General features: G+C 42.4%; 16 protein-coding genes, 2 tRNA genes, 1 rRNA gene and 1 pseudogene. 3 read left to right on the top strand and 17 right to left on the bottom strand.

What is annotated here, in order from left to right; all coding sequences use genetic code 11:
* Positions 1 to 116: 116 nt before the first annotated feature.
* The 4 genes from K5Q22_RS07840 to K5Q22_RS07855 form a co-directional block, all read right to left on the bottom strand.
* Positions 117 to 746, bottom strand: a complete 630-nt coding sequence (locus K5Q22_RS07840) for a copper homeostasis protein CutC (RefSeq protein WP_205014325.1) — start codon at positions 744 to 746, stop codon at positions 117 to 119.
* Positions 747 to 794: 48 nt separating this feature from the next.
* Entirely contained in the window at positions 795 to 1,703 is a 909-nt protein-coding gene (locus K5Q22_RS07845) for a DMT family transporter (protein ID WP_024412403.1), read from the bottom strand.
* Between the two features lie 74 nt (positions 1,704 to 1,777).
* Entirely contained in the window at positions 1,778 to 3,259 is a 1,482-nt protein-coding gene (galT, locus tag K5Q22_RS07850) for a UDP-glucose--hexose-1-phosphate uridylyltransferase (RefSeq protein ID WP_205014322.1), read from the bottom strand.
* A 147-nt stretch (positions 3,260 to 3,406) separates the two neighbouring features.
* Complete coding sequence (locus K5Q22_RS07855; RefSeq protein ID WP_205014321.1) at positions 3,407 to 4,570, bottom strand: galactokinase; 1,164 nt, start codon at positions 4,568 to 4,570, stop codon at positions 3,407 to 3,409.
* Between the two features lie 132 nt (positions 4,571 to 4,702).
* On the opposite strand from K5Q22_RS07855, the gene K5Q22_RS07860 reads away from it, so the two are divergent.
* Complete coding sequence (locus K5Q22_RS07860; RefSeq protein ID WP_205014320.1) at positions 4,703 to 5,701, top strand: LacI family DNA-binding transcriptional regulator; 999 nt, start codon at positions 4,703 to 4,705, stop codon at positions 5,699 to 5,701.
* 241 nt (positions 5,702 to 5,942) lie between these two features.
* On the opposite strand, the gene gatB is transcribed toward K5Q22_RS07860, so the two are convergent.
* The 8 genes from gatB to K5Q22_RS07900 form a co-directional block, all read right to left on the bottom strand.
* Positions 5,943 to 7,382: an Asp-tRNA(Asn)/Glu-tRNA(Gln) amidotransferase subunit GatB gene (gatB, locus tag K5Q22_RS07865; RefSeq protein WP_105105198.1), complete on the bottom strand. Its 1,440-nt coding sequence runs from the start codon at positions 7,380 to 7,382 to the stop codon at positions 5,943 to 5,945.
* Positions 7,382 to 8,848: an Asp-tRNA(Asn)/Glu-tRNA(Gln) amidotransferase subunit GatA gene (gatA, locus tag K5Q22_RS07870; RefSeq protein ID WP_205014319.1), complete on the bottom strand. Its 1,467-nt coding sequence runs from the start codon at positions 8,846 to 8,848 to the stop codon at positions 7,382 to 7,384. The genes gatB and gatA overlap by 1 nt, the downstream gene beginning before the upstream one ends.
* The gene (gatC, locus tag K5Q22_RS07875; protein ID WP_011921930.1) at positions 8,848 to 9,150 is read right to left on the bottom strand and encodes an Asp-tRNA(Asn)/Glu-tRNA(Gln) amidotransferase subunit GatC; all 303 of its coding nucleotides are present in this window, start codon (positions 9,148 to 9,150) and stop codon (positions 8,848 to 8,850) included. The genes gatA and gatC overlap by 1 nt, the downstream gene beginning before the upstream one ends.
* 216 nt (positions 9,151 to 9,366) lie before the next feature.
* Entirely contained in the window at positions 9,367 to 10,041 is a 675-nt protein-coding gene (locus K5Q22_RS07880) for a hydrolase (RefSeq protein WP_205014317.1), read from the bottom strand.
* 187 nt (positions 10,042 to 10,228) lie between these two features.
* The gene (gene rplS, locus K5Q22_RS07885) at positions 10,229 to 10,576 is read right to left on the bottom strand and encodes a 50S ribosomal protein L19 (RefSeq protein WP_011921928.1); all 348 of its coding nucleotides are present in this window, start codon (positions 10,574 to 10,576) and stop codon (positions 10,229 to 10,231) included.
* A 415-nt stretch (positions 10,577 to 10,991) separates the two neighbouring features.
* Positions 10,992 to 11,543 carry a cysteine hydrolase family protein gene (locus K5Q22_RS07890; protein WP_024384121.1) on the bottom strand — a complete coding sequence of 184 codons (552 nt, stop codon included), beginning with the start codon at positions 11,541 to 11,543 and terminating at the stop codon, positions 10,992 to 10,994.
* Between the two features lies 1 nt (position 11,544).
* On the bottom strand, positions 11,545 to 12,333 hold the full coding sequence (codY, locus tag K5Q22_RS07895) for a GTP-sensing pleiotropic transcriptional regulator CodY (RefSeq protein ID WP_023369388.1): 789 nt from the start codon (positions 12,331 to 12,333) through the stop codon (positions 11,545 to 11,547).
* Between the two features lie 151 nt (positions 12,334 to 12,484).
* Positions 12,485 to 13,699: a pyridoxal phosphate-dependent aminotransferase gene (locus K5Q22_RS07900; RefSeq protein WP_014735452.1), complete on the bottom strand. Its 1,215-nt coding sequence runs from the start codon at positions 13,697 to 13,699 to the stop codon at positions 12,485 to 12,487.
* 154 nt (positions 13,700 to 13,853) lie between these two features.
* Between K5Q22_RS07900 and K5Q22_RS07905 the strand changes: the two genes are divergently transcribed.
* A complete protein-coding gene (locus tag K5Q22_RS07905) occupies positions 13,854 to 14,306 on the top strand; it encodes a universal stress protein (protein ID WP_004195772.1) in 453 nt (150 codons plus the stop codon).
* Between the two features lie 15 nt (positions 14,307 to 14,321).
* Here the strand turns inward: K5Q22_RS07905 and K5Q22_RS09810 are convergent.
* Positions 14,322 to 15,687 (bottom strand): annotated as a pseudogene (locus tag K5Q22_RS09810) (Cof-type HAD-IIB family hydrolase).
* Positions 15,688 to 15,756: 69 nt separating this feature from the next.
* On the opposite strand from K5Q22_RS09810, the gene K5Q22_RS07920 reads away from it, so the two are divergent.
* Positions 15,757 to 16,716, top strand: coding sequence for an asparaginase (locus K5Q22_RS07920; protein ID WP_029186851.1), 960 nt, complete (start codon positions 15,757 to 15,759; stop codon positions 16,714 to 16,716).
* Positions 16,717 to 16,779: 63 nt separating this feature from the next.
* On the opposite strand, the gene recG is transcribed toward K5Q22_RS07920, so the two are convergent.
* From recG to rrf, 4 genes are all read right to left on the bottom strand, one after another.
* Positions 16,780 to 18,798 carry an ATP-dependent DNA helicase RecG gene (gene recG, locus K5Q22_RS07925; protein ID WP_205014308.1) on the bottom strand — a complete coding sequence of 673 codons (2,019 nt, stop codon included), beginning with the start codon at positions 18,796 to 18,798 and terminating at the stop codon, positions 16,780 to 16,782.
* A gap of 117 nt (positions 18,799 to 18,915) precedes the next feature.
* Positions 18,916 to 18,987 (bottom strand) — tRNA-Glu (locus K5Q22_RS07930).
* A 22-nt stretch (positions 18,988 to 19,009) separates the two neighbouring features.
* Positions 19,010 to 19,082 (bottom strand) — tRNA-Asn (locus tag K5Q22_RS07935).
* 4 nt (positions 19,083 to 19,086) lie between these two features.
* Positions 19,087 to 19,202, bottom strand: a 5S ribosomal RNA gene (gene rrf, locus K5Q22_RS07940).
* Between the last annotated feature and the right edge of the window lie 10 nt (positions 19,203 to 19,212).

The raw sequence follows: 19,212 nt of genomic DNA on the forward strand, positions 1-19,212 counted from the left end.
TTTCTAGGAGGGATATGAAAAAGAATAAAAAGAGTATACTCCCTCTTCCTTAAATAAAGCTAATATAAACCCAGAAAAGTAAATAGTCTGCTGAGCCGTTTAGAGGCAGACCTGTCCTACCAAAACAATCTTGTCCCATGAACTTGGTCAATAGCTAGTTTTTCCAGTAATTCAGGCACATTGTCCACTGTCAAGCCACCTCCAATTAAGATTTCTATCTTACCTTGGGCATAGGAAACAAGCTCCTGCAACCAATCGACATTGTTCAAGGCAGACCCCGTCAAACTGCCTCTTGTTAAAATCCGTGTCACTCCATGAGCTGCCAGCCAATCAAGAGCCTCAAATTGGCGTTCGCGAGGAATTTGGTCAAAAGCCATGTGAAAGACAATCTGACAGTCCTGCGAAACAGCAAACAGTCTTTCCAAGGCTGGTTCGTCCAACCAATTTTCCTCGGTTAACAAACCATAAACCAGACCATCTGCCCCCAGTTCAATCGCTACTTTACAATCCTCAACCATCATTTCAACCTCTGCTTCATCGTAGCAAAAATCTCCACCGCGAGGGCGAATCATGGTCATGACTGTGGCTTCATTCTCATGAGCCAGTTGACAAACATGTTTGATCACTCCATAACTTGGCGTCGTCCCTCCGACTGCTAAATTATCACAGAGCTCAATCCGTTTAGCTCCTAGGGATAGGGCCTTCATCACACCTACATGATTTTCGGAACAAAATTCTTTAATCATCTTTATTCCTTTCAAGTTTTTTCTTTAGTATAACAAAAAAAGAGTATATTAACCAATACTCTTTTGGGCAACCAATATATCTTTTAAAGAAATAAGCAAAACAGCAAGTAAAATCAACAACATTCCAACAAAATCAATTGCATAAAATTGTTCATTGACCAACCATACTGCAAAAAAGACAGATGCAATCGGCTCAATCGAGGCCAAAAGACTGCCATTGACAGGACCAACCATACTGACGCCTTTAAGAAAGGCAGTATAGGCAAAAATCGTCCCGACTCCGACAATACCTAACAGGCCCAAGAAACTTCCACCATCAATAGGAAGACGATGCTGCCAAGTTTGCAAACCAAGCGTGACTACAAAACCACCCATTAACATCCCTAAACCAATCACCGTTATACTGCCGTATTGACGAATCAATTTACCTGGCAAAATAATATATAGCGCATAAGTAAAGGCTGAAAAGATTCCCCAGAACAAACCGATTGGAGTCACTGCCAATTCATCTAATTTGCCATGAGTCGCAATCAAAAATGTTCCTGCTACGGCTAAGATAATTGAAATCAACTCAATCCCTGATGGTTTTTCCCTATTTTTCAAACAGGTATAAGCCAAGACTAAGATAGGGCAAAGGTATTGTAAAACCGTAGCCGTTCCCGCATTGGTATGATAGATGGCTTGTAAATAAGCCATCTGGTTAAGAACCAGACCCAACATCGCAAAAACAAAAATTCCCAACAAGGCTTTTCTATTTTTCAACACTATCAACAGCTGTTCTTTCGCTGTAGCATAAGCCAGGCCAACGAGAAAGAATCCCGATACCAACAAACGCAGGGAGGTAATCATATCTACTGAAACACCACGTGACATCAAGTACTGCCCACTCACTCCAGACAAGCCCCAGGCTATACCTGCTATTAATGTAATCAGTGTCCCCAATCTCTTTTCCGCCATCATATCTCCTTCTCACACTGTGAATACTTCCATTATACCAAAAGAGCAGGACACCGTCCCACTCTTTCTTACATTTATGCTACTAAACCTACAAATTCTACGAATCGTAGAAAGGCTGCCTGTCCTTCTGGAGTTCGTTTGTAGACACCTGCATCTTCCAATACACGCGCGAAAATTTGTCCCACTGACTCACGAACAACTTGTTCGACGGTTTCTTCCGTCACATCTGGGTGAGCTGTTTTCAGGCTTTCCGCCCAAGGCTGATGATAGTCAGCCACTTGACTATCTTGACCCAGTAAGAATTTTTCTACTTCAGCCAATTCTGCCTTTAAACGTGGAGGTAAAATCGCCAAGCCCATTACCTCAATCAGGCCGATATTTTCTTTCTTGATATGTTGCACATCTGGATGTGGATGATAGATGCCATCTGGAAATTCTTCCGAGGTTTGATTGTCGCGGAGAACCAAATCCAGCTCGTACAAATCTCCTCGTTTCCGAGCAATAGGGGTGATGGTATGATGGGGAGTTCCATCCGTCTCAGCCTTAATCTGAACGCTATCATCTGAGTAGCTCCGCCATTTTTCCAAAATCTTAGTAGCCAAACCAAGAAGCGATGCCTTATCTGCTGAACTCAAGCGAATCACCGACATGGGCCATTTGACAATCCCTGCCGAAACGGACTCAAAGCCGTCGAAGACCAGCTGGCCTTCTATCGGTGCCTTTTCCATGGCAAAACTGTGCCGCCCACCCTGATAGTGATTGTGGGTCAAGATGGAGCCACCCGAGATTGGTAGGTCTGAGTTGGAGCCGACAAAATAATTTGGAAAGATGTCCAGCAAGTCCAAAAGCTGTTCAAAGGTTTGGGGACTAATGACCATCGGCACATGTTCCTGATTTAGGAAAATAGCATGTTCATTGTAGTAAGCATAGGGCGAATACTGGAAGCCCCACTTTTCCTGACCAAGATCCAAGCGAATAATGCGGTGGTTGGCGCGTGCAGGGTGATTAATCCGACCCTGATAGCCCTCATTTTCCATACAGAGTAGACATTTGGGATAATTGCTTGCTTCAGCTTTCGTAGCAGCTGCAATAGACTTGGGATCCTTCTCAGGTTTGGACAGATTGATTGTGATTTCCAAATCCCCATACTCTGTTGAAACTTGATAATAGATATTTTTCGCAATCGCAGCCATCTTGATATAGTCATTGCGCTTGCTCAATTCATAGAAGTCGCCAATCGCTTGCTCTGGACTGTCCTGATAGGTCTGCCAAAAATCACGATTGACCTGACTCGGACTCGGTGTCATCAAATCCATCAAACAAGCCCCAACCATGTCCTGCTCTTCCAGCAATTCACCCACAAAACCAGTTCGAACTCCATGAGCCAATAGTTCATCTTTTAATTCAATCAAGTCCTCTAAATCTATTTGAACAGTCAAAACCTGGTCTCCCACCAAAGCCAAGACTCGATTGCGCAGGTAAAGAGCATCCATTTCCTCAAAATCACTGTTGGCAATGACCTGCTCAACAAAACGATCCACCAATCCTGTCATCATTTCTCCAATCTATTATTAAAAATAGTCTTTCAGTTTAAGAAAAGGCTAGGAAACAAGCCAATACCACTTCTCAACGTTCGTCGCATCCAGTCGAGCAACTGACATATAAGTCACTTCTGTCAACCTAATAAAAGACAAAATGAATGACTATAAGACGCGAGAGCCTCCAGCAATTTCCGCTACATAGAAGCTTGGTTCATAGCCAACGACCTCAGTATAGGTCTTACCAACATTTTCAGTAAAGGCATCAATCTTATCCTTATGGACAATAGCAATACCACAACCGCCGAAACCAGCTCCTGTCATCCGAGCACCAAGAACGCCTTCTTGCTCCCAAGCTGTATGAGCCAAGGTATCCAATTCCAAACCTGTCACTTCATAATCATGTTCCAAAGAGACATGAGAAGCATTGACCAAACGACCAAAGGTTGCCAAATCTCCTTCTTCCAAGGCCTTACGCGCCTGCAAGGTCCGTTGATTTTCTAAGACAGCATGGCGGGCACGCTTGATACGATTTTCATCCTTAATCAAATAACTATATTGATCAAAGGTCCATTCATCCAATTCTCCCAGAGTTTGAATATTCAAGACTGCATTCAATTCTTCCACCGCTTTTTCACATTCCGCACGACGCTCATTGTACTTAGAATCTGCCAATTCACGGCGTTTGTTGGTGTTCATGATGACAATCACATGGTCACCCAAATCCAGTGGCACCAATTCATACTCCAAGCTATTGGTATCCAGATAAATGGCACGCTGGTCTGCTCCCATACCGATAGCAAACTGGTCCATGATACCTGAATTGACACCGATAAAGTGATTTTCCGTTTGCTTGCCAATTTTCACCAAATCAAGACGCGTCAATTCAAGTCCGTACAATTCTTCTGCGATGATACCAATCAAGAGTTCCAAGGAAGCTGATGAAGACAAACCAGAACCATTTGGAATGTTACCGTAAACAAAGACTTCCATACCTGTATCAATGCTATGTCCTGCTTCTTGCAAGAACTTGAGAACTCCTTTGGCATAGTTGGTCCAGTTGTCCGCCTTATCAAAGACTAGATTGTTCAAATCCACTTCAATAATTCCAAGCTCTTCAAAGTTTGCGGAATAAAAACGTAGAAGCTGGTCATCACGTTTGCGAGCAGCACCGTAGGTCCCCAAGGTAATAGCCGCAGGAAAAACATGTCCACCGTTGTAGTCCGTGTGCTCACCAATCAAGTTAATCCGACCTGGTGAGAAGAAAGTTGCGTCTGCCTCTCGACCAAACACATCGAGAAAGGCTTGCTTGAGTTGTTCTTTGTTCATAAGAACCTCCTTGGTTTTGTAATCGTTTTCTTTTATTGTACAACTCCATGAAATAAAAGTCAATATGTTTACTAAAAATTTACTAATTTTATTTTTTATGCTATACTAGAGACAAATAAACAGGAGAAAAACATGGTTACTATCAAAGAAATCGCCGAAAAAGCTCAACTATCCTCTGCCACCATTTCCAGAGTTCTAAAGGGCGACCTGACCCTATCCGTCAGCCCAGAAACCCGCGACCGCATTTTCAACTTGGCACAGGACCTAGGCTACACCAAACACCTCAAAAAACAGGCACCCCAACAAAAAGGCACCATCGGTATTGTCCAATGGTACACCGAAAGCGAAGAGCTGGCTGACCTCTACTACTATTCCATCCGTGCCAGCATTGAGCAGACCGCCAGCCTTCTCGGCTATCAAATTATCCGCTCCTTCAACGACTTGACCAATCCCCTCCTTCAAGGATTGGACGGCATCATCGCAGTTGGTAAATTTTCTTTTCGGCAAATAGCAGAGCTGACCAACTTGTCTTCCAAGCTAATCTTTGTAGATTCTGATACACTGACCGAGGGATTCTCCTGCGTCACAACTGACTTTGAACACTCTGTTCAGACAGTTATCGACCACTTCCGTTCACAAGGTCTGACTGATATTGGACTCCTAGTCGGACAGGAAGAAACCACAGACGGACACCAACTGCCAACAGACCCCCGCCTGACTGCCTTCCGGACCTATCTAGACTCCTTGGGCATGCTACAAGAAAGCTACATCTACCAAGGAAAGTTCTCCACCCAGTCGGGCTATGAGCTGATGAGCCAGGCTATTGCCGACCTGGGTGACCAGCTACCCCCAGCCTTCTTCATGGCAAACGACACTCTGGCTGTCGGTGCCCTTAGAGCCCTTCAAGAGCACCAAATCGCCGTGCCAGAACGGGTCCAACTTATCACCTTTAACGATACAGCCATCACGCGCCAAGTCTACCCAGCCCTGTCATCCATCAGTGTCTTCACAGAAGAAATGGGACAGGAAGCCATGCAACTGCTGGACCGTGTCATAACAAGTCCAACGCCCCACCACCCCCGTAAAATCAAACTGGGTACCCAGCTGGTTATACGGGAAAGTTCTTATTAAAAGTGCAAAAGAAAAACCGAGAGTTCTGACGAATTCTCGGTTTTCTTCTGTTTATCCTATTCATAATGAAAATCAAACTAGCTCCAAAGGTTCGGAGATAGAGCGAACGTCTTCGGTTCTCTCCTAAGCAGATAGAACTCTACTACTTTCGCATTTTCAAGTAGTAGGCTGTAAAGCTCCACTGGAGCTTTACACTCATCAAATCAATTCAACAAGGTTTGAGTTTGATTTTCGAAGAGTATTAATCCAACAACTTAGCCAATTCCTGAGCCAAGAGTTGTTGTGCAACTTGTGGATTAGCTTGTCCCTTGGTTGCTTTCATCAAGAAGCCTGTAAAGGCCTTATCGGCATTGCGTTTGCCAGACTTGAAGTCAGCTACGGCTGCTTCATTATCCGCAAAGACTTGGTGGATAATCGGAATCAAGACCGCAGGGTCTGAAATCTGTACCAAGCCAGCTTTCTCCACATAAGCCTTAGCAGAGCCACCTTCTTTGGCCAGGTGAACAAAGACTTTCTTGGCAATCTTAGATGAAATAGTACCATCCGCAATCAAGGCAATCATCTCCACCAAGTTTTCCGGTGTCAAAGCAATTTGCTCAATAGTCTTACCTTCAGCATTGAGGAACTGAGCCACTTCACCCTGCAACCAGTTAGAAACTTGTTTCGCATCTCCACCTGCTGCCACTGCTGCTTCAAAGAAGTCAGACAGAGCCTTAGTAGATGTCAACTGACCGGCATCGTAGGCGGTCAAGCCCAAGTTTTCCACATAGTGAGCACGGCGAGCTTTTGGAAAGACTGGCAATTCTGCACGCACTTCCTCAATCCAGCTATCATCAATCTCATAGAGTGGTAGGTCTGGCTCTGGGAAGTAACGGTAGTCAGCTGAACCTTCCTTGACACGCATGAGAATGGTTTCACCAGTAGATTCATCGTAACGACGAGTTTCCTGCTGGATTTGACCACCTGAACGCAAGATCTTCGCCTGACGTTCAACCTCGTGCTGCAAGCCCTTGCGAACATAGTTGAAGGAGTTAAGGTTTTTCAACTCAGTCTTGGTACCAAATTTCTCTTGACCATAGGGACGAAGTGAGATGTTGGCATCCACGCGCATAGAACCTTCTTCCATCTTCACATCTGAAATACCAGTGTACTGAATGATTTCTTTAAGGGCTGTCAAGTAGGCATAGGCCTCTTCAGGAGAACGCATATCCGCTTCTGATACAATCTCAATCAAAGGAACACCCTGACGGTTGAGGTCCACATAAGAATAACCATCTGTCCCGTGGGTATTCTTACCTGCATCCTCTTCCAAATGCGCACGCTCGATACGAATTTTCTTAGTCGTACCGTCTTCTAGCTCAATCTCAATCCAACCATTGTAGCCAATCGGCTCGTCAAACTGGGAAATCTGATAGGCTTTAGGGTTATCAGGATAGAAATAGTTCTTACGGTCAAAGTGCATATCCTTGTGAATGTCCATGTTCAAGGCCAAGGCAGCCTTGATACCAGCATCCACAACGCCCTTATTAAGGACAGGAAGGACACCTGGGAAAGACCAGTCAATCACGTTGGTATTAGCATTTGGATCCTCACCAAAATGAGCAGATGAAGGTGAGAAAATTTTCGAGTTGGTATTCAACTCCACATGGACTTCTAGACCAATAATCGTTTCAAAGTTCATTAGTTAGCACCTCCAAAAATCACTGGTTGTTGCTTGTGGTAGTCTGTTGTCGCTTCAAAGGCAGCAGCCACTTGGTAAATGGTCTCTTCTGAATATTTTGGACCAATCAACTGCAAACCAACTGGCAAACCTTCCACAAAACCAGCAGGAATAGAAAGACCAGGAAGACCTGCCAAGTTTACAGGAATTGTTAACAAGTCCGCCAAGTACATAGCCACAGGGTCATGGTTGAGCGTGTCCAAACCAAAGGCAACTATCGGAGCTGTCGGACCTAAAATCAAATCATAGTCCGCAAAGACTTTTTCAAAATCCTGGATAATCAAGGTCCGCACCTGACCAGCCTTCTTGAAGTAGGCATCGTAGTAACCTGATGACAAGCTAAATGTACCTAACATAATACGACGTTTGACTTCCTCACCAAAACCTTGGCTACGGGTTTTCACGTAAATCTCATCCAAGTTGGTCGCATCTTCTGCACGGAAACCATAACGGATACCGTCAAAACGTTGCAAGTTAGAAGAAGCCTCTGACGAAGCAATAATGTAGTAAACAGCAACCCCATACTTAGAATGTGGCAGGCTAACTTCCTCGATAATCGCTCCCAGGCTTTCCAAGTGCTTAGCAGCCTTGAGAATGGTTTCCTTGACCTGCGGATCAATCCCTTCGCCCATGTATTCTTTTGGCAGAGCAATCTTCATCCCCTTGATGTCTTGACCAATCTTGCTAGTGAAGTCAGCAATTTCATTGATCGTTGATGTTGCATCCTTAACATCATGACCAGAGATGACATTGAGCAACTGGGCATTTTCCTTAACCGTCTGTGAAAATGGACCAATCTGGTCAAGAGATGAACCAAAGGCAATCAAACCAAAACGGGACACCGTTCCATAGGTCGGTTTCATACCAACGATACCATTAAAGGCCGCAGGCTGGCGGATGGAACCACCTGTGTCAGAACCGAGTGACAAACGGACCTGACCAGCAGCAACCGCAGCTGCCGAACCACCTGAAGAACCACCAGGAACTTTTGTCTGGTCCCAAGCATTTTTAGTCGGTTTGAAGGCAGAGTTCTCATTAGAACCACCCATTGCAAACTCATCCATGTTGGTCTTACCAACAACAATCATATCCTTTGCATAGGCCTGAGCAACCGATGTCGCATCGAAAATCGGCTCGTAGTTATAGAGCATTTTTGAAGCAGCAGTTGTCAAAATACCTTTGGTAGAGATATTGTCCTTGACTGCCAAAGGAATCCCTGCCATAACATTGTCCGCATCAATCCCTTTTTCATCAAGGGCAGCAGCCTGCGCCAAGGCCGCATCTTCTGTGATAGTCAAGAAAGCATCCACAGCTCCCTCACGGCTCTTAATGTCTTCCAAAGTTGCCTTGGTCAACTCAACCGCAGAAATCTCCTTTTTGACAAGGAGGTCATGCAATTCATCAATAGTTTTATTGTTAAAAGTCATTAGGCATCTCCTCCCCCGTCTAGAATAGCTGGTACCTTGATAAAGTTATCTTGTGATTCAGGCACATTTTTAAAGAGCTCCTCACGGCTCTCACCTTTTTGGGCAATATCTGCTCGCAAGACATTCTTACGGTCAGCCATAGTGGTCGTTACCGCAACACCTGTCGTATCTACTTCATTGAGCAATTCAACCATATCGACAATCTTGCTCAAACTTGTCGCAAATTCCGCTGTTTCTTGATCCGAAAATTCCAGCTTAGACAGCTTGGCAACGTGACGGACTTCAGCTTCAGAAATCTTCATTCTTACTTTCCTCCTAATGGAAATCTATCTTCTCATTATATCATATTTCCAGCCCCAGACAAAGGTAGAAATGACCTAATATGTTACCTATTTCCTCCTAAAAATCCGTTCTTTAAATTGCGAAGTATTCCTAATCTCACACCGTAAAACGATAAAAAACAGCAAGTTTCATCTAGCAATAAAACTTACTGTTTGCTTAGCCTATCTTTTTATGAACTAATCCTTTGCATGTTTGCGGTATTTTTCCATTTTCCCTTTAAAAAGCTCTCCATTACTTGGTGCTGTATAGGAGACAGCATTGGCTCCAGCTTCGATAACCCGACGAATAGACTCCTCAGTCGGACCACCAGTCGCAATAATTGGAAAGTCAGGGAAAGCTTCTCGAATCTTCTTCACAACCCTTGGCGTTTCAATACCGCAAGAAACATTTAAAATATCTACTCCTGCTTTAATCCGTGAGGTTAAATCAGACTTTTCAGAAACAACTGTATAAATGATAGGAATATCTACTACTTTATTGATTGCCTCAATTGTTTTTACATCCGTTGGTCCATTGATCACAACAGCGTATGCTCCCTCCGACTCAGACAATAGACTCATATTAGCTGAACGCATACCTGTCGTCAAGCCTCCACCAACACCAGCCAAGACTGGAACTGACGCAACCAACATAATACTTTTGATAATAGCTGGACTGGGCGTAAATGGATAAACAGCCAAAATAGCATCTGCATTGTGATTGGCAATAATCGACACATCCGTTGTAAATAAGACTGAACGAATACGACGACCATAAATACGAATTCCACTACATTCCTTGATAACTTCTGGCATCTGAACAATATCCTGCCGTAAATCTGATAAAACAGATGGAATAAACTGTTCGCTCATCCGCAACCTCCTCTATACTAGCTACAATAATATATAGTATAACATATTATTTCATGGAAGAGACACAAAAACAATCCATTTTGCCACTGCTTTCACAATAAAGTACTTTTTCAACAGATTTTTTTAAAAAAAGAGACAGCTTTCGCTGCCTCCCATTTCTCCGACCAAAATAGTCTGTAGGACTATCTTAACGACGGATTTCTTTGATACGTGCTGCTTTACCTTGCAATGCACGTAGGTAGTACAATTTAGCACGACGTACTTTACCGTAACGTACTACTTCAATCTTATCAACACGTGGAGTGTGGATTGGGAATGTACGTTCAACACCTACACCACCAGAGATTTTACGTACAGTGTACATTTCTGAGATGCCTTGACCTTTACGAGAGATAACAACACCCTCGAAAATCTGGATACGTTCGCGGTTACCTTCGACAACCTTAGCGTGAACACGCACAGTGTCACCAGGACGGAATGAAGGGATGTCAGTACGAAGTTGACCTTCTGTCAAACTTTGGATCAATGGATTCATTTTATTCTCCTATCTTTGTCAATCTTAGGTGCTTTTAAACCCAGCGGATAAACTGTATTTTTGTGCGTCCATTACACACAGACTATATTATACACCAAGTAATCACCTATGTAAAGCATTTTGATAAATTTATCATGGTCAATCACACCGCTTCTTTTATAGTCTTTTAGTTTACTTTTAGTATTAGGCAACGAGCTGCAGACAGTACTGGAGTACGGCAAAGCGAGTTAACGAAGTAATAAAAGAAAAACTAAATGACTATATCAGAATCAGACTGGCGACGCAGATGTAGATGGAACTGAAGTTCATCAAGCTAAGTCAACAAGGTCTGAGTTTGATTTTCGAAGAGTGTTGATGATACAGATTCCTGTTGGAGAAAAACAAAAAACCAGTCCACAGACTGGTCACTATACTATTAGTCAATGATTGTCGCACCAAGTACATGACGCAAATGGTTAAGAGCAAACTGATGATTCTCCTCCGTCAATGCAGCAATGGCTGATGAGATCACCTCAATACGATACCCCTTATTATAAGCATCAATAGCTGTATGAAGAACACAAATATCAGACAAAACACCCGTCAAGACAACCGTATCTACACCACGTTCTCTTAGTCGAACATCCAAATCCGTACCAGAAAAAGTAGAATAATGACGTTTATCCATCCAACGAACACGCGCATGCCCTTTATGTTTTTGATAAAAATCTGCTAAAGGACCATACAAGTCACGCCCTTGCGTCCCAATGATATTATGACTTGGGAAAAGCTGAGCTTCAGGATGAAATTCATCCCCCTCCTCATGACCATCAATCGCAAAGAAAATGTAGTCTCCATTTTCAAAAGCTTCTTGCGTAACCTGAGCAATTCGTTCAGAAATAGCCTGAGCTGATTTTCCAGCAGTCAACTTCCCTTCGTCTGCCACAAAATCTATTGTATAATCAATCGAAATCAATGCTTTTGTCATTTTAGTAGTCACGTTTCTTAATTTCATCAAAAATAGCTGGGATGAGAACTTTCAAATAAGTCCCCTTCATTCCCAAAGAACGACTTTCAATAATCCCTGCACTCTCCAACTTACGCAGTGCATTCACAATCACCGAGCGTGTAATACCGATACGATCTGCAATCACAGAAGCAGTCAATTGCCCCTCATTGCCATCCAATTCACCCAAAATAGCAGCAACTGCCTTCATTTCTGAGTAAGATAGCGTATTTACCGCCATATTAACTGCCGCACGACGACGGATATTCTTCTCGTCTTCTTCCCGTTGGAAATTAAGTAACTGAATACCGACTACTGTTGCCGCAATCTCCACCAAAATCAAATCATCATCGTGAAACTGCTCATCATTCCGCCAAATAATAAGCGAACCAAAACGAATCCCCGTCACATGGATAGGCGCTATCGTTGTCAGACCATTTGGATAGGTCGAACGTGATTCGACAGGGATGGCAGTCAACTCGCTCTCGACAGGCAAATTAACCTGCGTATCGTAAACCTGCGCAACTGCTTTTACATATCCTTCTGGGAATTGTTTATTTTGGAAAAATTCTTCCACACGATCATTGTTCGTCTCATAGTTCATGTGGTATCCCAAAACCTCACCTTCACTATTAATGATGCACGAGTTGCAGTCAATAATAGCTGATAAATGCTCAGCAATGGCATTGTAAGGCAATTCTTCTGCCAATTGCTCTTCGGAACGCTTCAAAATAGAAGTAATATTCCGTGTCTTCTCTAATAATGTTGTCATATTTTCCTCTTTACTCTGTAATTGCTTTCAGTATAGCAAAAAATACATAAAATTTCAACAATTATCAGAATATTTACCGTTGTTAGAAAAATACAAACAATTTCATTCAAGTAAAAAGAAAAGGCTGATTAACATTCAGCCCTAAATTCCATTATCTACGATATTGCCGCAAGAATCGTGACATTTTTTCTTGAATTTCTGCCAACTCATCCACACGTGGTAAATACACAATACGGAAATGATCTGGATCCTTCCAGTTAAAACCTCGACCATGGACCAAAAGTACTTTTTCTTGCTTGAGGAAATCCAATACAAATTGTTCATCATCATCAACTCTGTACATCTCACGATCAATTTTGGGGAAGACATACAGACCAGCCTTAGGTTTTACAGCAGAAAGTCCTGGAATATCATTAATCGCCTTGGTAATAAACTCCCTTTGTTCATATAAGCGTCCGCCAGGCATCAAGAGTTCATCAACCGATTGGTAACCTCCCAAAGAAGTTTGAACAACCTGTTGAGCCAAAACGTTTGAACACAAACGCATATTGGACAACATATTCAAGCCTTCAATGTAACCTTTTACATGCTTTTTCGGACCAGATAAGACCATCCAACCTACTCGGAAACCACAAATACGATGCGATTTAGACAGTCCATTCATCGTCACAACAAATAAATCTGGAGCCAGTGTCGCAATAGGGATATGAACAGCTCCGTCAAAGACCATACGATCATAAATCTCATCAGAGAAAATGATCAATTCATGTCTACGAGCAATATCAATGATTCCTTCTAAAATTTCTTTCGGATAGAGAGCACCAGTTGGATTATTTGGATTGATAAGGACAATTGCCTTGGTTCGAGAAGTCACCTTGGACTCCATGTCTGCCAAATCTGGATACCATTCAGCTGCTTCATCACAAACATAGTGAACAGCTTTACCACCAGCCAAACTAACTGCAGCAGTCCAGAGAGGATAGTCTGGCATTGGCACCAACACCTCATCACCATTATCTAGCAAACCTTGCATAGACATAACAATCAGCTCACTCACGCCGTTTCCAAGATAAATATCTTCAATATCAACATTTGGAAATTTCTTTAGCTGACAATACTGCATGATAGCCTTACGTGCAGAAAAAATTCCCTTACTGTTCGAGTATCCCTCAGATTTACGGGCGTTATGAATCAAGTCACGAATAACTTCATCTGGAGCAGTAAAACCAAATTCTGCAGGATTCCCCGTATTCAAACGTAAAATCTGCTCTCCATTGGCACGCATGCGCATGGCCTCTTCCAAAACAGGCCCACGAATATCATATGCTACATCATCCAATTTTGTTGACTTGTTAAATTGCTTCATGTCGTCACCTCGACTTTCTATCTTTTCTATTGTACTGTAAAAGCTAAAAAAGTACAAGAATCCTTTACATTTTCTCTCAAAAGGCTTATAATAAAAATGTAAGGAACTACTCTACCTATTTCGGGACAAAGCTCTTCTGAAAGGAGTGATTATTATGACACAATCTTACAAAACAATACTCGTCGCTGTAGACGGCTCTAAAGGAGCAGAATTAGCTCTTCATAAAGCCATTCATGTCGCACTACGCAACCAAGCACGTCTGATTATCGCCCATGTGATTGATACCCGTGCTCTCCACAATGTTGTTGCATTCGACGCCTCTGTCTATGAATCTTTAGAAAGAGAGGCGGAGCTCCTCCTCGAAGAATACAAACAAGAAGCCCTCAACGCTGGTCTGACCGATGTACAGATTCGCATTGAATTCGGTAACCCTAAAACCCTACTGGCTATCGATATTCCAAAGGAAACTGGTGCAGATCTTATGTTACTTGGAGCAACTGGTCTAAATGCCTTTGAACGTCTCCTAATCGGATCCTCATCCGAATATATCATGCGTCACGCAACTATCGATTTGCTCATTGTTCGCGATGGAGAAAAAAGTTTATAAACCAAAAGACTTGATTTACGAATCAAGTCTTTTCATCTGTCTTTTCAGCTCTTCCTGAATCTTTTCCTCCGGCGCAAACCGTTCTTCCCAATCATCAGGTTTTAAAATTTTATGAGTAATTGGATCAAAATGGGCCTTCCCATCTGGAAATGTTTTCCCCATATTTGCAGTATGGACTATCTGAAAAATTGGTTCTGGATCAACCCCCATCAAAACAAACGAACCATATGTAAAATAAAGAATATCCAGCAAAGCATCTACCTGATCCTGCATCGAAACCACGAAACTTCTCTTGCCAGATACCTTAGCAGCAGCAGTATCTAAATCCTGATGAAGTTGTTGAATAAAATCATGAAACTCAACTTCAGATTCTGAAGCTGCATGTAGAAATTCTACCAACTCCTCCACTTTAAAACCAGCGCGATGCAAAGCCGTCTGTCCATCATACACACTGGGAAGTTCTTGGGTTTCACCATCCATTAAAAAATGAAAATCCTTTACCCTATTAAAATTATCGTCCTTGCTCTGAAACATCTTATCCCTCAATCACACCAAAATGAATTAATGCCTTATAAATCCCATCACGATTATTTGTATCTGTAACAAAGGAAGCTGCTTGTTTAACCTTTTTCGTCCCATTTCCCATCGCTACCGAGTGCTGAATTTCATTCAACATTTCAAAATCATTATTAGAATCTCCGAATACCATAACTTCATCTAACTCAAAACCATATCGTTCTGCAACCTTTACAATACCCGATAATTTTGAATTTCCCTTACTGATAATATCAGTCGCATAGGGACTCGAACGCGTAAAAGACAAATTCGGAAAGAGCACCTCCAATGATTGTGTCTCCCTTTCCGTCGTCAGCAACATCAGCTGATAGATTGGTTGAAAGAGAAAACCCTTCAAATTCGTTTTCTGTTGAGGACTAATCCAACGTACCAAGCGATTGAAAACAAAGTTTATGATTCCAGCCCAGGACTCCGGAATCATACGCGTCACACGATATGCAAAATTTCCTGTTCCAGCACTCATAATCTTACTACCAAATATGCCTTTAGCAGTTCCAAAAGATAAATCCTTATGGTGAGTTTGCGCATACTCCATAATTTGTTCAATTTGCTTTGGCTCTAAACTCTGACTATAAACAACTTCTTCTCTTGAGAAAATATATTGACCATTATAAGCAATGGCCAAATCTAGCCCTAAACTAGCCATATACTGCAAAACAAAACGAGGGTCACGTCCTGTAGCTAGACCAACTAAAATCCCCTTCTCTTTCAAAGCATTAATGGCGAGAATAGTTGAACTACTAACCATACGATTGTCGGTCAATAAGGTACCATCAATATCGAAAAATACAGCCTTTATCGTCAACCAACTCACCTACTTTCTAAGAATTATGTTACAATTAGTATATCACACTTTGAAAGAAACTGAAAATTTATGAAAAAAATTCTAGTATTGCATACAGGTGGAACCATTTCTATGCAAGCCAATCATCAGGGTGAAGTTGCATCGAGTAAAATCAATCCAATGACCCAAATTGATAGCCCACTAGAAGAAATTCAAGTGACATCCTTGGATTTTCTCAATGTTCCAAGTCCACACATTCGCTTAGAACACATGATGGCTCTATACCAAAAAATCAAAGAAGAACAAATGAACTTCGATGGTTTTGTCATTACACATGGCACAGACACTTTAGAAGAAACTGCTTATTTCCTTGATACAATGGCTATTCCAGAAAAACCAATTGTATTGACCGGAGCCATGCGTTCCTCAAATGAACTAGGTAGCGACGGGATTTATAACTACCGAACAGCCCTACGTGTGGCTGCTGATGATAAATCCGCAGATAAAGGTGTTCTAGTGGTCATGAACGATGAAATTCATGCTGCTAAATATGTTACAAAAACGCATACCACCAATGTCTCAACCTTTCAAACACCAACCCATGGACCACTGGGGTTAGTCACCAAACGAGAGATTCTCTATTTTAAAACTGCTGAACCACGTGTTCGATTTGACTTGTCAAGAGTCACAGGAACGGTCCCAATCATAAAAGCTTATGCAGATATGGACTCCATCCTCCTTGATTCTCTCACTGCAAGCTCAATTTCCGGCTTAGTCATTGAAGCACTCGGCGCCGGAAATCTTCCGCCTACCATCCTTCCAGCCATTAAGAAACTCCTTGATCAAAAGATCCCCATTATTCTGGTATCTCGCTGTTTTAACGGAATTGCTGAGCCTGTCTATGCCTACCAAGGAGGTGGCATCCAACTGGAGCAAGACGGCATTCTATTTGTTAAAGAATTGAATGCTCAAAAGGCCCGACTCAAACTCCTTATCGCTCTCAATGCAGGCTTGGAAGAGCAAAGCTTGGCAGATTACATCCAAGGTTAATCGCTGACGAACTATACAATATGTCAAAAGACCAGCACATGTGTGTTGGCCTTTTTTATATGACTAATCCAATTCCTCTCCATCTTTCAAATTAGCAAGTAAAATCGACCAATTAGGGTCCTCCTGCCAATTTTCCACACTAACAATCTGACTAGCAACTCGTCTTGCTTCCTCTAAAATTGGATAGTCCTCGATAATATTTGCAACCTGAAATTCTGGCAAACCTGATTGACGAGTTCCAAATATTTCTCCAGACCCACGCATTTTCAAGTCAGCTTCAGCCAAAATAAAACCATCTGTCGTCTCTGTCATAATTTTCATGCGTTCCTTACCAGACTCTGTTCTAGGATTAGCAACTAACACTGCATAAGACTGCTTATGACCACGTCCCACACGCCCTCTCAACTGATGTAATTGGCTTAAACCAAAACGATCTGCATCCATAATAACCATCACCGTTGCATTGGGCACATTGACTCCGACTTCAATAACAGTGGTAGAAACCAAAATATTCGTTTTTCGCTCCTTAAAAGCCTGCATGATGGCATCTTTCTCGTCATTTTTCATCTTACCGTGTAACAAATCCACTGTAACTTGCTCTCCAAAATGCGCCTGTAAATCAGATTGCAGATCTACAGCATTCTTTAAATCTAGAGCCTCAGATTCTTCAATCAACGGAGAGATAAAATAAACCTGGGCACCCACTTCTAACTCCCGCTCCAGCCAATCTAAGACCGTGGGCAGCTGTTGATGTTTGACCCAGCGAGTGATAATTGGCTTCCGACCAGCAGGTAACTGATTAATAATCGATACATCCATATCTCCAAAAGCTGTAATAGCTAACGTCCGAGGAATAGGTGTAGCAGTCATCATAAGCACATCCGGATTATCACCCTTCTCACGAAACAGACGGCGCTGTTTAACACCAAAACGATGTTGCTCATCCGTCACAACCAAACCAAGCTTATGGTATGTCACACTTTCCTGGATAAGAGCATGAGTTCCTACAATGATGTCTACCTGACCACTAGAAATCGCCTCTAAAGCAGCACGACGCTCCGCAACCTTCATTCCCCCTGTCAAAAGAGCAATAGAAAGTTCTGGAAAAAGCTGGCGCAAACTCTCAAAGTGTTGCTCTGCCAAAATTTCTGTCGGGACCATCATTGCAGCCTGCATCCCCGCAGTCACAGCAGCAAACATAGCCAATCCAGCAACTACTGTCTTCCCTGAACCAACATCCCCTTGTAACAAACGATTCATGTGTCCATAGGACTTCATATCTGATAGTATTTCAGCCAAAGCCCCAGACTGAGCATCCGTTAAGACAAACGGCAATTGTCTTATCTGCATAGCCAATCTATCAGCATCATAAGCAATCTTCAAACCATTCGAAATATCACGATTGTTGGCTTTCAGCAGTTGCAACTGTAATTGAAAATAAAATAATTCCTCAAACTTCATACGTCGCAAAGCTTGTCTATACTCTTCTAAATTTGTCGGAAAATGCATCGCAAAAACCGCCTCTCGGCGATTCATTAACCGATAGCGCTCTCGTAAAACTGATGGTAAATTCTCCTCTAATAAATGCAAATATCCCTGATCAATAGCTGCTTTAATAGCCTTAACCAAATTTACTTGCGAAATCCCCTGCGCCACATGATAGACAGGCTGCAGCTCATCTGATACTTGAGCCAAAACTTTCATTCCTGTCAAACTTGCCTTAGCCTTATCCCACTTTCCCCAAACTGCAATATCCTGCCCCAAAGCAATCTTATCTGCTAAATAAGGCTGATTAAAAAACGAAACTGCTAAGACAACTTCACCCTGTTTCATTGAAAAACGGAGTCTATTTCTTTTGTAACCATAATACTGTACATTAGCTGGAGATACCACCTCCCCAACTACCACTGCCTTCTCACCATCCTGCAAATCATAAATAGACTTACTCTCAAAATCTTCATATCTAAATGGATAGTAAGTCAGCAAATCATTAATATTCTGAATGTTAATTTTTAAAAATTTTTCAGCCGATTTTGGACCAATCCCTGGTAAAACCGATAATTCATCACATAATCTTTTCATGTCTCTATTATATCAACAAACAATGAATAGACAAAGCAACAAGAAAAGAAAAAGGAGCCAAATTAAAGCCCATTCACCTCAAAAAACAAAAAAAGAGACTCAAGCAGCCTCCCAATATAGTCCGTACGGGATTCGAACCCGTGTTACCGCCGTGAAAAGGCGGTGTCTTAACCCCTTGACCAACGGACCATATACTAAAGATTTCTCTTTACTCCGCCAACAGGGCTCGAACCTGTGACATCATGATTAACAGTCATGCGCTCTACCAACTGAGCTATGGCGGAATATGCTAAGCGACTACCGTATCTAACAGGGGGCAACCCCCAACTACTTCAGGCGTTCTAGGGCTTAACTGCTGTGTTCGGCATGGGTACAGGTGTATCTCCTAGGCTATCGTCACTTAACTGTTGAGTC

It is taken from the genome of Streptococcus sp. 2018162 (assembly GCF_019754175.1).
Taxonomy (GTDB): domain Bacteria; phylum Bacillota; class Bacilli; order Lactobacillales; family Streptococcaceae; genus Streptococcus; species Streptococcus hashimotonensis.

What these genes read in the sequence shown, in the direction of transcription:
- K5Q22_RS07840 (WP_205014325.1), bottom strand. Translation starts at nt 746, where the DNA reads ATGATTAAAGAATTTTGTTCCGAAAATCATGTAGGTGTGATGAAGGCC.
- K5Q22_RS07845 (WP_024412403.1), bottom strand. Translation starts at nt 1,703, where the DNA reads ATGGCGGAAAAGAGATTGGGGACACTGATTACATTAATAGCAGGTATA.
- galT (WP_205014322.1), bottom strand. Translation starts at nt 3,259, where the DNA reads ATGATGACAGGATTGGTGGATCGTTTTGTTGAGCAGGTCATTGCCAAC.
- K5Q22_RS07855 (WP_205014321.1), bottom strand. Translation starts at nt 4,570, where the DNA reads ATGAACAAAGAACAACTCAAGCAAGCCTTTCTCGATGTGTTTGGTCGA.
- K5Q22_RS07860 (WP_205014320.1), top strand. Translation starts at nt 4,703, where the DNA reads ATGGTTACTATCAAAGAAATCGCCGAAAAAGCTCAACTATCCTCTGCC.
- gatB (WP_105105198.1), bottom strand. Translation starts at nt 7,382, where the DNA reads ATGAACTTTGAAACGATTATTGGTCTAGAAGTCCATGTGGAGTTGAAT.
- gatA (WP_205014319.1), bottom strand. Translation starts at nt 8,848, where the DNA reads ATGACTTTTAACAATAAAACTATTGATGAATTGCATGACCTCCTTGTC.
- gatC (WP_011921930.1), bottom strand. Translation starts at nt 9,150, where the DNA reads ATGAAGATTTCTGAAGCTGAAGTCCGTCACGTTGCCAAGCTGTCTAAG.
- K5Q22_RS07880 (WP_205014317.1), bottom strand. Translation starts at nt 10,041, where the DNA reads ATGAGCGAACAGTTTATTCCATCTGTTTTATCAGATTTACGGCAGGAT.
- rplS (WP_011921928.1), bottom strand. Translation starts at nt 10,576, where the DNA reads ATGAATCCATTGATCCAAAGTTTGACAGAAGGTCAACTTCGTACTGAC.
- K5Q22_RS07890 (WP_024384121.1), bottom strand. Translation starts at nt 11,543, where the DNA reads ATGACAAAAGCATTGATTTCGATTGATTATACAATAGATTTTGTGGCA.
- codY (WP_023369388.1), bottom strand. Translation starts at nt 12,333, where the DNA reads ATGACAACATTATTAGAGAAGACACGGAATATTACTTCTATTTTGAAG.
- K5Q22_RS07900 (WP_014735452.1), bottom strand. Translation starts at nt 13,699, where the DNA reads ATGAAGCAATTTAACAAGTCAACAAAATTGGATGATGTAGCATATGAT.
- K5Q22_RS07905 (WP_004195772.1), top strand. Translation starts at nt 13,854, where the DNA reads ATGACACAATCTTACAAAACAATACTCGTCGCTGTAGACGGCTCTAAA.
- K5Q22_RS07920 (WP_029186851.1), top strand. Translation starts at nt 15,757, where the DNA reads ATGAAAAAAATTCTAGTATTGCATACAGGTGGAACCATTTCTATGCAA.
- recG (WP_205014308.1), bottom strand. Translation starts at nt 18,798, where the DNA reads ATGAAAAGATTATGTGATGAATTATCGGTTTTACCAGGGATTGGTCCA.